The sequence below is a fragment of the Reyranella sp. genome (assembly GCF_036558665.1).
In the GTDB taxonomy this organism is placed as follows: domain Bacteria; phylum Pseudomonadota; class Alphaproteobacteria; order Reyranellales; family Reyranellaceae; genus Reyranella.
This window is the reverse complement of the sequence record NZ_DATBFE010000096.1, coordinates 88,504-104,568: the sequence shown is the minus strand read 5'-3', so window position 1 is coordinate 104,568 and position 16,065 is coordinate 88,504. Positions and strand designations below refer to the sequence as shown.

13 protein-coding genes are annotated in these 16,065 nt (G+C 64.1%); 2 read left to right on the top strand and 11 right to left on the bottom strand.

Going from position 1 to position 16,065, the window contains the following annotated elements:
- Window positions 1–36: 36 nt before the first annotated feature.
- The 11 genes from VH499_RS15740 to VH499_RS15690 form a co-directional block, all read right to left on the bottom strand.
- Window positions 37–1,221 carry an acetate/propionate family kinase gene (locus VH499_RS15740; RefSeq protein WP_332053686.1) on the bottom strand — a complete coding sequence of 395 codons (1,185 nt, stop codon included), beginning with the start codon at window positions 1,219–1,221 and terminating at the stop codon, window positions 37–39.
- Window positions 1,222–1,233: 12 nt separating this feature from the next.
- Window positions 1,234–1,989, bottom strand: coding sequence for an enoyl-ACP reductase FabI (gene fabI, locus VH499_RS15735; RefSeq protein ID WP_414709795.1), 756 nt, complete (start codon window positions 1,987–1,989; stop codon window positions 1,234–1,236).
- Between the two features lie 36 nt (window positions 1,990–2,025).
- Complete coding sequence (locus VH499_RS15730) at window positions 2,026–2,991, bottom strand: phosphate acetyltransferase (protein ID WP_332053685.1); 966 nt, start codon at window positions 2,989–2,991, stop codon at window positions 2,026–2,028.
- Entirely contained in the window at window positions 2,984–5,152 is a 2,169-nt protein-coding gene (locus tag VH499_RS15725) for a DUF3141 domain-containing protein (RefSeq protein ID WP_332053684.1), read from the bottom strand. Before VH499_RS15725 ends, VH499_RS15730 begins: the two co-directional genes overlap by 8 nt.
- Before the next feature lie 154 nt (window positions 5,153–5,306).
- Window positions 5,307–5,840 (bottom strand): GNAT family N-acetyltransferase, encoded by a 534-nt coding sequence (locus tag VH499_RS15720; protein WP_332053683.1) that lies wholly within the window; start codon window positions 5,838–5,840, stop codon window positions 5,307–5,309.
- A gap of 163 nt (window positions 5,841–6,003) precedes the next feature.
- The gene (locus VH499_RS15715; RefSeq protein WP_332053682.1) at window positions 6,004–7,662 is read right to left on the bottom strand and encodes a SulP family inorganic anion transporter; all 1,659 of its coding nucleotides are present in this window, start codon (window positions 7,660–7,662) and stop codon (window positions 6,004–6,006) included.
- Window positions 7,663–7,837: 175 nt separating this feature from the next.
- Window positions 7,838–8,500 carry a VIT1/CCC1 transporter family protein gene (locus VH499_RS15710; protein ID WP_332053681.1) on the bottom strand — a complete coding sequence of 221 codons (663 nt, stop codon included), beginning with the start codon at window positions 8,498–8,500 and terminating at the stop codon, window positions 7,838–7,840.
- A gap of 5 nt (window positions 8,501–8,505) precedes the next feature.
- Window positions 8,506–9,459, bottom strand: coding sequence for a SphA family protein (locus VH499_RS15705; protein WP_332053680.1), 954 nt, complete (start codon window positions 9,457–9,459; stop codon window positions 8,506–8,508).
- Window positions 9,460–9,667: 208 nt separating this feature from the next.
- Complete coding sequence (locus VH499_RS15700; RefSeq protein ID WP_332053679.1) at window positions 9,668–9,877, bottom strand: hypothetical protein; 210 nt, start codon at window positions 9,875–9,877, stop codon at window positions 9,668–9,670.
- 233 nt (window positions 9,878–10,110) lie between these two features.
- Complete coding sequence (locus VH499_RS15695) at window positions 10,111–10,872, bottom strand: glucose 1-dehydrogenase (RefSeq protein WP_332053678.1); 762 nt, start codon at window positions 10,870–10,872, stop codon at window positions 10,111–10,113.
- A gap of 265 nt (window positions 10,873–11,137) precedes the next feature.
- Window positions 11,138–13,519 (bottom strand): xanthine dehydrogenase family protein molybdopterin-binding subunit, encoded by a 2,382-nt coding sequence (locus tag VH499_RS15690; RefSeq protein ID WP_332053706.1) that lies wholly within the window; start codon window positions 13,517–13,519, stop codon window positions 11,138–11,140.
- A gap of 335 nt (window positions 13,520–13,854) precedes the next feature.
- On the opposite strand from VH499_RS15690, the gene VH499_RS15685 reads away from it, so the two are divergent.
- Both VH499_RS15685 and VH499_RS15680 read left to right on the top strand, forming a co-directional pair.
- Window positions 13,855–15,099 carry a branched-chain amino acid ABC transporter substrate-binding protein gene (locus VH499_RS15685; protein ID WP_332053677.1) on the top strand — a complete coding sequence of 415 codons (1,245 nt, stop codon included), beginning with the start codon at window positions 13,855–13,857 and terminating at the stop codon, window positions 15,097–15,099.
- A gap of 15 nt (window positions 15,100–15,114) precedes the next feature.
- Window positions 15,115–16,044: a branched-chain amino acid ABC transporter permease gene (locus tag VH499_RS15680; protein WP_332053676.1), complete on the top strand. Its 930-nt coding sequence runs from the start codon at window positions 15,115–15,117 to the stop codon at window positions 16,042–16,044.
- The last annotated feature ends 21 nt before the right edge of the window (window positions 16,045–16,065 follow it).

Below are 16,065 nucleotides of genomic sequence, written 5' to 3'. Positions count from 1 at the left end.
TTGTACGGTCTCGACCATCGGACTTTATTTCGCCGATCAAATATGCAGTGTCTCGCTGGCGTAACGGGCGATCATCCGCTCCTCGTCGGTCGGCACGACCAGCACGGTGACAGGGGTGCCATCCCGGCTGATCACCCCGCGCCCCGCCGCGTTGCGCTCGGCGTCGAGCGTCAGTCCGAGCCAATCACAACCGGCCAATACCTCCGCCCGCGTTGCGGGATCATTTTCACCGATCCCGGCCGTGAAGACCATGCCGTCGAGCCCGCCAAGCGCGGCGGCCAGTGAACCCGTCTCGCGAATGATCCGATAGATGAAGAGCGCGATCGCCTCGGCCGCCGCTGGCGACGTGGACTGGCGCAGCGTTCGCATGTCGGACGAGATGCCGGAGACGCCGAGCAAACCAGACTTGCGGTAGAGCAGATCCTCGATGCCTCTTGCATCGAAGCCCCGCTCCTGCATCAGGTAGAGCAGCACCCCCGGATCGAGCGCGCCCGAACGCGTGCCCATCATCAGGCCATCGACTGCGGTGAAGCCCATGGTGCTGGCCACACTTCGACCTTCATGCACGGCGCAGAGGCTGGCGCCGTTGCCGAGATGGGCGATCACCAGCCGCCGGCGAGCCAGGGCGGGATCGATCTCTCGAAGCCTGGAGACGATGAAGTCATAGGAAAGCCCGTGAAAACCATAGCGGCGCACGCCGGCTGCGGTGATCTCCCGCGGGAGCGCGAATTCCTGGGCAACCGCCGGCTGGCTGCGATGGAACGCCGTGTCGAAGCACGCGACCTGCGGAATGTCCGGAGCGGCCGCAGCGATCGCTTCGATCGGCGCCAGGTTGTGCGGCTGGTGAAGCGGAGCGAGCGGGATCAGTTTCTTGAGCTCGCCCAGCACCGCCGCGTCGACCAGAACCGGGCGGTCGAACCCCATGCCACCATGCACGACGCGATGGCCAAAAGCGAGCACTGGCCGGCCCGCCAGAAGCTCGCGGCCGAGCTTCAGGATCTCCGCTGTAGCGTCATGATGATCCAGCGTGCCCGAGGTCCAGCGGCGCTCCGCCACCACGGTCCCCGATACGTCCGTGACTTTGAGGTGAGGCGAAAGCCCGATGCCCTCGACTTGCCCGCGATACATCAGGATGCCCTCGCGGCCAGCCTCATAGAGCGCGAACTTGATGCTTGACGAGCCTGCATTGAGGATGGCCGCGCAGCCCGGTTCCGCGTTCACGATCGCTGCCGATCAGGCGATGATATTGGCGCCGCCGTCGACATAGACGGTGCCGCCAGTGATGCGATGAGCGAAAGGCGTGGCGAGGTAGGCGCAAGCCCAACCGACGTCCATGATGTCTACCAGCTCGCCGAGCGGTGCTTTCTGTGCCGCCTCATTCAGCAGAAGCTCGAAATCCTTCAGTCCAGAAGCAGCCCGCGTCTTGAGCGGCCCCGGCGATATGGCATGCACGCGAATACCTCGCGGGCCAAGTTCGAAGGCCAGATAGCGGCAGGCTGCTTCCAGGGCGGCCTTGACCGGACCCATGACATTGTAGTTCGGCACAACGCGGTTGGCGCCATAGTAGCTCATGGCGAACATCGTGCCGCCCTCCGTCATCAAGGGCGCGGCGACCTTTGCCATGCGAATGAAGGAGTGACAGGAGACATCCATCGCCTTGGCGAAGCCTTCGGCAGAGCAATCGAGCAGGCCGCCTTGCAAGTCGGCACGCGGGGCGAAGGCGATGGAATGGACGAGAATATCGAGCTGGCCCCAACGGCGGCCGACCTCCGCGAACACAGCCTCGAGCTGACCGGGCTGGGCGACGTCCAGCGGCATCATGATCCGAGCCTCAAGCTCGCGCGCAAGCGGCTCGACATGGGGCCTTGCCTTGTCGTTCAGCCAGGTCATGGCGAGTTCGGCGCCGGCGGCGCGGAATGCCTTGGCACAGCCGTACGCGATCGACTGGTCGTTGGCGACGCCGACGACCAGCGCGTTGGCGCCAGTCAATACCGGGCGGATTTTCGGGTCCAGGATGGTTCCTCCTTAGGCAATGGCAGCGGCGGCCGCCATGCGGCGCGCGGCGGCAACCAAAACGGCGACGGCACACGAGGCGAGCCTGGTCAGCAGCGAGTCAGCGCGGCTGGTCAGAATGATCGGCACGCGCGCGCCCAACACGATGCCGGCGGCGTCGGCGTCAGCGAGGAACGACAGGCTCTTGGCCAGCATGTTGCCCGCCTCAAGGTCGGGTACGATCAACACGTTTGCCTGGCCGGCCACGGGCGAGACGATGTTCTTGATTTTCGCTGCCTCGGCGCTGATGGCGTTGTCCAGCGCCAACGGTCCATCAAGCAGCGCGCCCGTGATCTGGCCGCGATCAGCCATCTTGCACAACGCCGCGGCCTCGACGGTCGAGGGCACCTTGGGATTGACCGACTCCATGGCACTCAGGATCGCCACGCGCACATCGGTCACGCCCATGGCGTGAGCGAGGTCGATGGCGTTCTGCACGATATCGACCTTCTCCTCGAGCGTTGGCGCGATATTCACGGCGGCATCGCTGATGACAATCGCAGTAGGATGGGAAGGCACGTCCATGACGAAGCAATGGCTGATGCGCCGTGCCGTCCGAATACCCGTGTTCCGCGACACGACTGCGCCCATCAGCTCGTCGGTGTGGAGACTGCCTTTCATCAATGCCTCGGCGCGCCCGGCTCTGACCAATTCGACGCCCTTGGCCGCCGAATCGTGGCTGTGCTGAGAATCCACGATCTCGAAACCGCCGATATCGAGCCGGGCACGGGCGGCCACGTCGGCCAACCGCGCCGACGGCCCGATCAGGACCGGGCTCAAAAGGCCAAGGCGCGCTGCTTCGACCGCACTCTCCAGCGAAACTTCATCGCAGGGATGGACCACGGCCGTCCCGATCGGCGGATGCTTGCCCGCAACCTCGATCAGGCGCTCGTACTTGGCGTGCGGCCGCGAACCGGCTGGCGTCGGGACATCAGGCATGGGCGACCTTCGCTGGTTGAGCATTCATTCCGAACAGGCTTTCGACCCGGGCGAGGCGACGGGCAGCTTCGTCAGGCAGGGCGCCTCGCGCTCCCAGCATTTCGAGCAACGCCTCGAAACCCGCTCGGCGAGCAGCTTCGCTCTCAGGCAGGAGCCGCGGGATGGCCCGCACGGCGCGCTCCTCGTCGAGGCGGAGCAGGAGAAACTGTTCCTTCAAGCAGGCCTTGAGCTCCGGCAGGCTCATGCGGTCGTTGAGCGGCTGCATGTCCCGGATGGCCTGAAGCATGGCGAAGCTGCGTTCGTCGACGCTGCGCTGCACCATGCGTACATAGACGAGGGCCCGCAGCACGGCCTGCGGAAGGCCGCCGACCTCAAAGCGCTGTTGGAGTTGGATCCGCAATTGGGCCTCGTCGGCCTCCCGTATGAGATCGCGCGCGACACGCCGCTCGGTTGGCGCGTGGTGCGTCCCCAGGCCGACCATCGACTGCAACAGCGGCGAACCGTAGGTACCGAGGAAGATCGCCTCGGTCGCGGCATCGCGAACCTGTCGATAACCCTCCCAGCAGGTCGAGATCCATGCCGAAGCTGCACGCTCGAGCGACAACAGCGGGTTGTCGGGCGACACCGGTTGGCGATTTGCGCGCACCTGTTCGGCCAGGCCCTTCACCGGCCCCATCAATGGATTCTGGTCGGAGAACGAGGCAAAGCGCAGGCGGTTGGGATGGAACTCACGCAGCATCTCGGCCGAGCGGTCGCTGGCCGACGCCTGCACCGCCGGCTGAACAATGGTGCGGTAGAGGCCTTGATTGATCTCCGACACGCGCGCCACGGTTGCGAACCGCTGGTTATCCTCGTCGCTGTTGACGCCGAGCGCGCGAATATTGTCGAGGGTGCGTGCCTCCAGCGTCATGAGATACTTGCCGTGGACAAGATCAGGTCGCTCGGTGCCCTCATTGACCTCTTCGATCACCGCCTCATATAGCCCCGGCGGTACCAGATCGATCATCTCCATGCAGGAGGCGAACTCGGCATGCTCTCGGCTGGCGATCTTGCCGGAGACGAAGATACCGAGATGACCGATCGTCTGATGCAACGTATAGACGATGGTCTGGCCGTTCGCCACGATCTCGTCCTCGTGACCGTAGAGATCGGTGATCCATCCGAGCGCTTGCTGCGGCGGAGTAATGTTGTCGCCCCAGGAACAAAGCACGATGATCGGCGACCTGATGTTGCGCAGGTCGACGCGGACGCCCGATGACGTGCGGATCTCGCCCGAGGTGAGCTTGTTGCCGACGAAGAGATTGTCGGCGATCCACTGCATCTCGCCGGCATTGAGCAGAACGGGGTGGCCCCACCATGTCTCGAAATCGAGGAAACGCGACGCTTCGGTGTCGACCTTGGAATAGAGCTGGTACGGCTTTTCCCAATAGGTGTTGGCCGGATTGAGCGATTCGAAGTTGGCCACCAGGTTGGCGCCGTCGAACGTGCCGTTGCCCATGTCGCCGGCAAGCGCGGTAAGCCAGGTACCGCCCAGCATGCCGCCCAGATAGCGCATGGGATTGCGACCGCGCACGCCCGCCCAGTAGGAAAGCGGAGAACCGGCGAGCAGAATGGGACCCACGATGTCCGGCCGGATGGCTGCCATCATCATGATCTGCCAGCCGGCCTGGCAGTTGGCCACGATGACCGGCTTGCCCTGCGCCTCACGATGGCGGCCGGCCACCTCCTCGATGAATGCGGCTTCGGCAGCGCATACGTCCTCTATCGTTTGACCCGGCACCGGCTGAGACAAGAAGCCGATGAAATAGCAAGCATGCCCAGCCGCCACGGCAACTCCGACCTCGCTCTCCTGCTTCATGCCGCCAATGCCGGGGCCGTGACCGGCGCGCGGATCAACGACGACGAACGGCGGCTTGGCCGAATCGATGGCGGTACCCTGCGGGGGGACGATGCGCACCAGTGCGTAGTTGACCGGCCTGGGCAAGGTGCGGCCATCGCGCACCACCTCGAACGCGAAGCTCAATACATGCGGCGCGGTCCGGGCACTGCGCTCCACGTAAGCATTGCCACGCTCGCGCAAGACGTCGAGCGTCAGGATCGACCGCTGCCAGGCATCGATCCAGTATTCCTGAAAGAAGTTGACCTCTGGAGTCGACGGCATGAACGCACTCCCTCTACAGAGCCGGCAGACTATCGGCCGGAACGCGTGGCGACGTTGATCTTAATCAAGGCCTGCGCCGACCACCCGGACGTCACAAAGCCAGGCAGCCGGCGATTTTGTTGTGGACACGGCGCGCCCGCACGATCGATCGTCGTCACCTGTCGGCGCCACCCGAAAGAGCGAGCGTCACGTGTACGACGCCCCTTTCACTGCGCGTCGTCATTGCAAGGCCGCAGCGCTCAAATACCTTGAGCATCGGCACATTCTCGGGCAATACTTCGGCGACGAACTCCTCCAGCCCGGCCGCGCGTGCAATCTTGATCAGGTGAGTGATCAGGTGCGTGGCGATCCCCAGTTTTTGATGCGGGTCGTCGATTGCGAACGCAATCTCTGCACAACGGGGCCGCGACACGATGTACCTCGCGCCGCCGGCGATTGTCGGCCGCCCGTCTTCGGAAAGGACAGCCACTAGCGCAACGTGGTTGGTAAAGTCCACGTTCAAAAAGAAGTCTATTTCGTGCTCGCTGAAGCTCCGCTTTGGCGCAAAGAATCGGCGGTATAGCGATTCCTTGCTGAGCCGTACTACGGCGGCAAGCATCTCCGCGCGGTCACCGGGCAGCAGCGCCCTGATCTGCAGGCATGCCCCGTTACGCAGGCGTTCGGTAGCGCAGTACTTGGCAGCATCCACGGATTGCAGCCTTTGTTTAGAGGATCGTATGACCCTAACCTGCTCAGGCGTGCGCGCTTTGTCCAATATTCCGATCAGGGGAATAGCCGGTAACGCCGATCGGGTTGCCTTGGCCTTGAGATGCGCGCCCTCATCGCGCCCGCGGCGCCGGCATCGAGATACGTCAAGCGGCTGCGACGCCTGCCAGGCAATCTTCGATCGTCCTGTGCGCAACAATCTCGCCCAGATCGGCTTCGCCGCCGGCAGTCCGCAGCTGCTCCGCCACGTCGTCGCGCAGCCCGGCGAGATGGAGGGCGATGCCCCGCTCGCGCGCAAGCCGAGCGAGAATGCGCAAGCTGGCGGCTGCCTGGAGGTCGATCATCGGCACCATCGAACAATCCAGAACCAGAGTTCGAACAGGCGCAGTCGCGCCGTCGACCATTTGCAGGATTTGCCGGCGAATGTGCTCGCCATTGAAGTACACCCAGGCCCCGGCGCTCCGAAGCACCAGCGTGCCCGGCATCTCCTCCGCAGCGGCCAGCCGCTCGCGATTGATGAAGCGACCGCTCGGATCGCGAGCAAGCAATACGATGGCGGGACGTGCCGCTCGCGCGATAAGCACAATCAATGAACCCAGCGCCGCCAACAGCAGGCCATTGAGCAAGCCGAGTGCCAGAACCCCGGCGAGCGCGATCAACGCGATACGAAACTCGACCCGCGAGGCAGCACGCAACGCCTTGAGCTCTTCCAGCTTCACAAGATGCTTGGCAGCCATCAGCACGATCGCGCCAAGAACCGGTTCGGGCATATCCTCGAACAGGCCGGCGAAGTAGAGCAGCGTCAACGCGATGGCACCGGAAGCCACCACGAGGGAAGCGGGCGAGGTGGCCCCGCCCATGTCGTTGATCGCCGTCTGCGACATGCCGCCCGCCACGGGAAAGCCCTGTGCCAGCCCCGTAGCGACGTTGGCTGCGCCCATGGCCGTCAACTCCCTGTCGGGATCGATCTCATAGCCATGCTTTTGCGCGAAGCTCCGGGCGACCGAGATGGATTCGCCATAGGCTAACAGAAAGCAGGCGAGCGCCGCCGGGACAAGATCTGTAAGGTCCGAGAGGTTGATGGCCGGCATCCCGATGGAGGGCAAGCCAGTCGGCAACGCTCCCACGACGTGGATACCGAGCGTTTGAAAGCCAAGAACCTTGGCGCCGGCAATGGAGACACCGACGACCAGCAGCGTCGTCGGCCGGCCCGGCAGGGCCCACTCGAGCACGAGAAACAGGAGCACCGCGCCGGCGCCCACGGCGAATGAGGGAAGATGCGTGTCCGGCAGCGAATGCACGACATAGATCATGCGATCGAAGAAGCTGCCACGAACACCCTCCAAGCCAAGCAACTTCGGCAGTTGGGTAGACGCAATGTAGACCGCGGCGCCGGTCTTGAAGCCCGTGACCACCGTGTCGGAGAGAAAATAGGCAGCGTTGGCCAGACCGACGAATCGCCCACTCAGGCCGATCAGCCCGACCAGCATGGCGACGCCCGCCCCGAGGGCTGCGACCCGCGCCGTATCGCCTCCGCCCAGAGCCGCTATGCTGGCCGCCACTGCGATGGCGAGTGCAGACGTGGGCCCTACCGCAAGCTGACGGCTGCTGCCGAAGATGGCGTAAGCGATGCCCGCCACGAGATAGCAGTACAGCCCCGATATCGGCGGCAACTCGGCCAACGATGCATATGCGAGAGACTCAGGGATTGCGAACGCCGCCAGCGACAGGCCTGCGATTACGTCGAGGCGAAGCCGCGGTGTCGTGTAGTCATGCAACCACTGCGGAGCCGGAATCACCGTCATGAGGGCGCCCCAAAAATGCTGGACCGTTCACCACACCCGTTCCACGAACCCGCGTCTCGCAAGACCGAGCTTCCGCAATCCTGAGCCAATATCGAGAGGACGTGTATGATTTATGTCATCTCGGCAGTCGTTTTCGGCTGTGCCACCGGTTCCCCGGGCAATGATTCGACCTGCGTCAGCCACCCAGCAGTACGGATACCAGGACCAACACTATGCCAAGTCCGACGATGGTGACGCCGATGCGCCAGGGACTCCCGCCGGAATGGCGCGCCCATTGAAACCCGACGAGGAACAGAAGGCCAATCTGGATAACGTTGGCGAGACGCAGAGCCAGACGGCTGTCTTGAAGAACGAGGAATGGCAATGCGCCCGGCACGGCTGACAGCGACACGAGCAGGACGATCGCAACCGCCGCCTGGAAATCCTGCCGGCGCAAATGAGCGCGCTCGGTGCTGGCACGTCTCATCATGTCGAGGATGACCCGATGGAAAGCCGCGTGGTCGGCCTCCCGTATGAGGGGTTCACCTTCCAAACCGAATTCTTCGCGGATCGCCTCTATGGCGTCCGCCTCACTGGCCGCCGCCCGCAGCCTGCGAATGAAGTGGACCCGCTGGTTGCGGCTGAAGACCGAGCCGATCAGATAGAGAACCGCGTCGATGATCCCCCAGGCGATGTTGCACCCGATCATGGCGGCTACGAGTTCGCCGGCCGCGATCTCGGAATGCTGCGACAGTAGCCCCGCTCCGAGCGTGACGGTCAGCGTCATGATCAAGCCGAACAGCAATTCGCCCAAGCTATCGGCGGGATCGAGGTAGCGGTGGATGTAGTCAGAGAGCATCGCCGCTACCGACCAGTTGCATGCGCTCGCTGAAGTCCGAGAGTGAACCAAATGTTCCATCCCCCGGGCCGATTTTCCGCCGCAAATTCGGCGTAGCCGCGCAGGTTGACGTCGAGCTGCATATGCCCGATCGAAAAGGCATAACCAATCTGGGGCCCCACTCCGATCACTTTCGACTCGAAAGCTCCGAGCCGGGCGCCAGGACCACCATCTGGCCCAAGCTGGTTGTAGAAGTATCCGACAGCCCCAAGGTAGAGGCTTTCGGTCGGCGAATAGGACGCGCCCCAATCGAGGTGGCCGTCCAAGCCACTCTGGTATTGTGTTTGCGGGTTCACGAAGTTGTAGGTAAGGCCCAAGGTGACCGAGGCCTCGATGCCTGACGTGTTGGCAAAGGTATAGCCAAACCCGCCATCAATGGCCCAGTGTCCGACGCCAAGGCCGGCCAGGCGGTTCGGATCGTAGACGCCCGCCGGTATGCTGCCCATCGTGTAAGCCATGAAGTTTTGGGATCCGGCGTTCCACTTGAGGGTCGCGAGCGGATAGACATCACCCATTCCCCCTGCGACGTCGCTTCGACCGGCCGAAATTCCATTCCCGCCAGGTCCTGTCAGCGTCGCGCCAATGGAAGTGTCGACGGTACCGGGTAAGAAGGTCACGCCGAGCGCAAGCTGGCCATGGAGAACCGGATCCGCGAAGGTGTAGGTCGGTGTCACAAAGACGTAGTTTTCCGTCGTCGCAATGCTGGCGACAATACTCCCGCCAACAGGGAAGGTGCGGCCGGCGGCGGCACTCGCCTGGCGGTGATAGTAGAGCAGCTCAAGCGATAGTCCGGGGTCTCCCGGAACAGCAGCAAAGCTCGCGAATTGGCCGGGAAGCCACACACTCGCGCCGCTCTCGTCCGCCCACGCTTCGGGAGTGCCGACGCACAACGGTTGCAAGATAGCGAGCACAATCGCCACGCCGATTGACCATGACGACCTTCCCGCCCACGCCGTCACGATCTACCTGACACTTCGGCGTCCATCCCGCCGAGCGTCCGGCGTCATCGCCCGGGCCTCATGGCACGTGATGTACGCGGCCGTGGCGAACGCGGATGATTGAGCCGGCGAGGTCGATGCCCGGTCGGCGCCACGATGGCGGTAACTACCGCGAACCAGTGGTTGCGGCTCATTTGGTGACTTCTCCGGCAATATAGCCGACTGATCCTCCGATGAGCCCGGCTCCGACCACCTGGCCGAACGATCCACCGGCAACCATTCCGATTCCCGAACCCAGTGCTGCTCCGGTCACGGCGCCCTTCTGGCCACGACTCATGCTCTCGCATGCACCTAAGGTGATACAGAGCCCGACCAGCCCCATTGACACGATTGCTCTCATGCCGTCCTCCGTGGGCTCTCCTGCCGATGCCAGCATAATAATAGTCCGTGACGCGAAGCCACCTATCTTTGATCTGGCTCAAACCAGAAGCGTCCGAGGCTCGATAGACAACAGCGAGACCGGCGTACCAGCCAAGATGAATTGGAGGCTGGCTTTGATCAGTACGCGGGCGCCGCGCTGCCAGCAACAACGACAACAAAGGCCAGCGACGGGCAACGTCGACAGCGCGGAGATCAGTATGCGGAGATGCCGCCTTCGGCCGGGATCGCCGCGCCGTTCACCATGCGCGATTCATCGGAGGCGAGGAACAGGGCGATGTTCGCGATGTCCTCCGGCTGCCCGACACCGAACGGGTATCGCTCGGCGACGTTATCCATGCCGCCGAAGCGAATCTGGTTGCCGCCGGTAAAGCGACTCTTGACTCGATCGGTCAGCACGATGCCGGGACAGATGGCGTTGACGCGGATCCCCTTGGGAGAGTAGGCGCCGGCCAGAGCCCGTGTGAACGCGATCAGGCCGCCCTTGGCGCTGACGTAGACATGGGCGATGTGGTTGCCGCGCAGAGCCACCACCGACGAGAAATTGACCACGCTGCCTTTGGCCTGCTCGACCATCACCGGGATGACATGCCGGCAGCACAGGAACGGGCCCTTCATGTCGAGGTTGATGGTGTGGTCCCAGACCGCGAGATCGACTTCGGTGACCGGCTTGTCGTCGCGTACAGAGCCGCCGGCGCAATTCAGCAGCACGTCTATGCGGCCAAAGGCATCTCTCGCCTGTCGAACCATCTGCTTGACGCTCTCCTCGTCGGTCACATCCGTGCGCACGAAGCGGGCGCCGGCGCCGGCTTCGCGCGCACTCGCCTCCCCCAGCGTCTCGTCGATCTCCGCCACGACGACCTTCGCACCCTCCGCGACGAACACCCTGGCCGATGCCCGGCCGATACCGGAACCCGCCCCGGTGATCACTGCAACCTTGTCCGCGAGACGATTCATCTGTTCCTCTCCTCGTCAACAAGAGAGCCGCCTGCGCGCCTCGTACGACATCGAAACGGTAGCAAGAATGACCACCTGACCGCCCTGACGTCTACGCCAGCCATTCTCGTTCAATTGGACCCGCCAGCAATTGCGGCTCTCGTCGAGCAGGGTCTGCACCTCCTTGGTGTCGGCCGGCACCGCCACTTTTTCGGGGAGCCGGAATTGCAGTGGGAGAACCCAGCAGGTCCGAAAGCGAGCCCTGGGGTGTCCTTGGTTGTCCGGACTAGGAACGCGCTCGATTCTCCCGGGCCCGCCGTATCGCCTGCCAAACGCGTTCGGGAGTGGCTGGCATTTCGAGATGCATGACGCCATACGAGGAGAGCGCATCGACGATCGCATTGACGACGAGACCCAGGGCGGGCGTGGTGCCGCCTTCGCCCCCCGGGCGAATGCCGTGCGGATGCGAACTGGCCGGCACCTCGGTGAGAAATGTCTGCAACGATGGCACCGTGTCGGCGCGGGGCAGCGGGTAGTCCATGAACGATCCGGTGAGAAGCTGGGCCGTGCCCGCCTTGTAGTGGACGGCCTCGAGCAGCGCCTGACCCAGCCCTTGCGCGATGGCACCATGGGCCTGGCCGTGGAGGATCATCGGATTGACCGCGCGCCCGACATCGTCCACCCCCGTCCAGGATACGATATCGACCTGGCCGGTATCCGGATCGACCTCGACCTCGCACACGTGGCAGCCATAGGGATAGCCGCCGGCACGATCGGTGATGTCACCGACGCCCGTCAGCGGGCCGCTCAGTTCGCGCGGCAGGGCGCCGGGGATGGCGGCGGCATTCGCGAGCTCCCACAGCCCGATGCTGGCGCCGCCCGGCACGGCGAAGACGCCGCCCTCGTAGGCCACTTCGCGTGCTTCTGCCTGCAGGACATGAGTGGCTACCGCGGTTGCGCGAGCGAGAAGCTGCTCGACGGCCTTGCCGAGCGCGGTGCTCACCATCCGCATCGATCGGCCCGAGACCGAGCCGCCGCCTACCGAGACGCGGTCGGTGTCGTTGGCCGTGAACCGTACGCAGGCAAACGGAACCTGCAGCCATTCCGCGACGAGCTGGGCAAAGCTCGTCTCGTGTCCCTGCCCGCTGCTCATGGTCCCGACAACGAGCTCGACGGTCCCGTCGGCACGCACCGTGAGCTCGGCCCGTTCGCGCGGCGGGCCGCTTGCGACCTCGATATAGTTGGCGACGGCGATTCCGCGGCAGAGGCCGCGGCTGGCCGAGCAAGCCTTGCGTTGCCGGAAGCCCGCCCAGTCGGCCTTGTCGAGGGCGTCTTCCATGCAAGCCGGGTAGTCACCGCTATCGTAGGTGACGCCGACGGCATTGGTGAAGGGCATCGCCTCGGAGGGAATGAAATTGCGGCGTCGCAGCTCGACCCGGTCGAAGCCATGGCGGGCAGCCGCGAGGTCGATCAACCGTTCGATCATGTAGATCGCCTCGGGGCGGCCGGCGCTGCGGTAGACGGCGACGGGAGCCGTGTTGGTCAGCACGGCATGGCCTCGGAAATGCACCGCCGGGATCCGATAGACGCCTTGCATCATCGACAGGCCCTTGCGCAACGGCCAGAAATAGACCGTGTAGGCGCCGACGTTCATGATGTTCTCGCCGCGCAGCCCCAGGAAGTTGCCGTCCGCATCAAGCGCGAGCTCGGCCACCGACGTCAGGTCGCGCGCCTGGTAGTCGGAGAGAAAGCACTCCGAGCGGGTGGCGATCCATTTGACGGGGCGGCCGACCCGGCGCGCCGCCCAGGGCATCAACGCGAATTCCGGCGAGAAGGCGTTCCGGGTCCCAAAGTTGCCGCCCATGTCGCCGAAGACCGCGCGGCAGCTCTCCAGCGGCACGCCCAGGGTCACGGCGAGGCGCTCGCGACTCTGCACGGCCCCGCGCCCCGACGCGGCGTACAGGGTATAACGGCCACTCGGCACATCGTAGTCGCCGACCACCGCGCGTGGTTCCAGGGGACAGCCCGTGACGCGATGGATCCAGCTGTCGAGCCGCACGACATGGGTGGCCTCGGCGAAGGCTCGATCGCATGCCGCCTGGTTGCCGACCTCGCAAGTCAAGGGAAGGTTCCGGCTGCAGTCCGGCCAGAGGCGCGGCGCACCTTTGCGCATGGCTTCGCGGGCGGCCACGATCGACGGCAAGGGCTCCCACTCGACGTCGACCAGCTCTGCCGCCTCGTTGGCAAGGGCCTCGCTCTCCGCCACCACGAGGGCCACCGGCTCACCGACATAGCGGACGATCTCCGCCGGCAGCGGCGTGTTCGGCGTCACGTAGATCTCGAAGCCGGGCGGCGGCCGAAGCTCGACATCGGGCGGGCCCTTCCAATCGGGGTTGTGAGGCATCGGTCCCAGTCCGTCCGCCGCCGCGTCATGGCCCGTGAGCACGGCAAGCACGCCGGGCAAGGAAGCTGCCCGCGAGACATCGATCGAGCGTATGCGTGCATGGGCGTGCGGCGAGCGCGCGAGAGCGGCGTGGCAGAGGTTCGGCAGGAAGAGATCACTGGCATACCGCCCGCGACCGGTGAGCAGCCGCCGGTCCTCGGTCCGCCGCAGCGCGGCTCCGATCCCGTCGCGGCGCGACATTCGCGGCGAAGAGTCGACGTCCATCTCGTTCACTGCCTCACTCCTGATGTCACTCGAGGACCGGCACGCTTCATCGCCGCCGCCGTGTCGCCCATCGCATAGAGGCTTCTTGCATAGCCCGTCGCCGCGTGGCGATCCATGCTCGGGCCGCGCGGAGATATTCTTTCAACTCGGTTGTGACGCGCCACAGTGCGCAGGACCTAGCCCCGGGGCCCGGCGTGCGCTGCGGTTCGGACCGCTGACATCCGTCGGGCACGCAACCCGCAGACTCCTCTTGCCGACCGCACCCATTGGCGCAAAGCTGGCTGTAATCAACAAATTTGGTCTGCTTCAGAGTTCGGCTTTACAGGGAGGAAGACATGACTACCCGCCGTGCGCTGATTGCCTATTTGCCCGCCATGACTTTCGCAGGGGGCCTTGCCGCCCGCTCCAAACCGGCCTTTGCCGCCGACAAGACCGTGACGGTCGGCATCGACGTGCCGTTGACCGGAGCGGACGCCGAAGGCGCCATCCTCATAAAGAACGGCGCCATGATGGCGGTCGACGAGGCCAACGCCCAAGGCGGAGTTGCCGGTTACAAGATCAAGGTAATCGTGCTGGATGACGGCACGACATCGGCCGGGCAATACGATCCGGCGCAATCCGCGACCAATGCCCGCAAGCTGGTTGCCGATTCGAGCGTCGTTGCCAATGTCGGGCCGGAGATGAGCGGCAGCGGCAAAGCCATGGCCGCGATCCTTTCCCAGGGTGATCTCGCGACCATTACCCCGTCCTCGACCAACCCCGACATCACCGATCCGAAATTCGCGTCCCAGTTCGTTCCCAAGGGCCGACCGATCTACTTCCGCACGGTGACGACCGACGCCTATCAGGGTCCGAACATGGCGAACTACTTCGCCCACACCCTGAACGTGAAGAAGGTCTATATCCTCGATGACAGCGGCGCGTACGGCGTCGGCATGGCCAACGCTTTCGAAGCCCAGGCCAAGAAGAACGGCATGACCGTCCTCGGTCACGACGAACTCGATCCCAAGGAGGCCGACTACGCGACGATCCTCACCAAGATCAAAGGGCTCAACCCCGATGCGCTCTACTATGGCGGCGTATCTCTGGCCGGAGTGAAGCTCGCCAAGCAGTCGTACAATATCCTGCCCAACATCATCAAAGGCGGCGGCGATGGCGTATACGGAGCGCCGATGCTGAAAGGCTCGGGTTTCCCGGCGATGGAAGGATGGTACGCGACCATCGCCGCGCCCTACATCGCCGACAATCCCGACGTCCAGCCTTGGATCAAGCGCTACACCGAGAAGTACAACCAGGGGCCCGGTGCGTATTCATTTACCGCCTACGATGCCATGCTGGTCATCCTCGATGCCATCAAGCGTGTTGCCGAGTCGGGCAAGCCGGTCACACGGTCGGCGGTGCGCGACGCGATCCAGACGTCCAACCTCAAGACCCTGCAGGGCGTCATCAGCTTCGACAAGTATGGCGACATCAACAGCCGGATCGTGAGCGTCTTCAGGGCGCACTACAATTCGCAATATCCGGTTGAGGATTCGCTGCACCAGTACAAGTACCTCGGGGTGGCGCCGCAGACTTCGTAAAGCTCGGCGTCGTTCATGAGCGACACCACGATAATCGTCCAGCAGGTCATCAACGGCCTCAGCCTGGGGGCGATGTACGCGCTGCTGGCGATCGGCTTCACGCTGGTCTACGGCATCATGGAGCTGATCAACTTCGCCCATTTCAACGTCTTCATGATCGGCTCCTTCCTTGGCATGTGGGCGCTCGAGAGCCTCGGGCTGTCCGGTCAGAGCCAGATGCTGACCGGGTTCGCCCTGTACGGCACGCTCGCCTTCGCTTTCGTCGTGGCGATGCTCGGCTCGGGCCTCCTCGGCGTCGCGATAGAGCGAATCGCGCTGCGTCCGCTGCGTGGAGTTGCCGGCACCACCGGGATGATCACGACGATCGGGGTGTCTTACATCCTGTTCAACGTCGTCCTGCTGGTCGCCGGTGCCGACGCGAAGAACTATCCCAATCCGATGCCGGTCGTGCAGTGGAAGGTGGGTGGCGCCACCTTCGACCTGCGCCAACTGCTGATCTGGGTGGTATCGCTGGTGCTGATGATCGCCTTGCAGTTGTTCGTCAGCCACAGCCGGCTTGGCAAGGCGATGCGGGCAACGGCGCAGGACAGCGAGGCGGCGCGGATGATGGGTGTTGATGTCGATCGCGTAATCGCCACTGCCTTCTTCCTGGGTTCGGCCCTGGCTGGAGCTTCGGCATTGATCTTCGGGCTCTACTACAACTACACGAGCTTCCTGATCGGCTACAGCGCAGGCCTGCGAGCCTTCACCGCGGCGGTTCTGGGCGGCATCGGCAGCGTGACCGGCGCAGTGGTAGGCGGCATCCTCGTCGGACTGATCGAGACCCTGGGCGGGCAGTTCATTGCCGTCCGATGGACCGACGTGATCATCTTTTCGATCCTGGTCTTTGTCCTGGTCTTTGCCCCCTCTGGCCTGCTCGGCCGGGCCCGCCCGACCAAGTCGTGACGGCCCAAATCATGACGATGT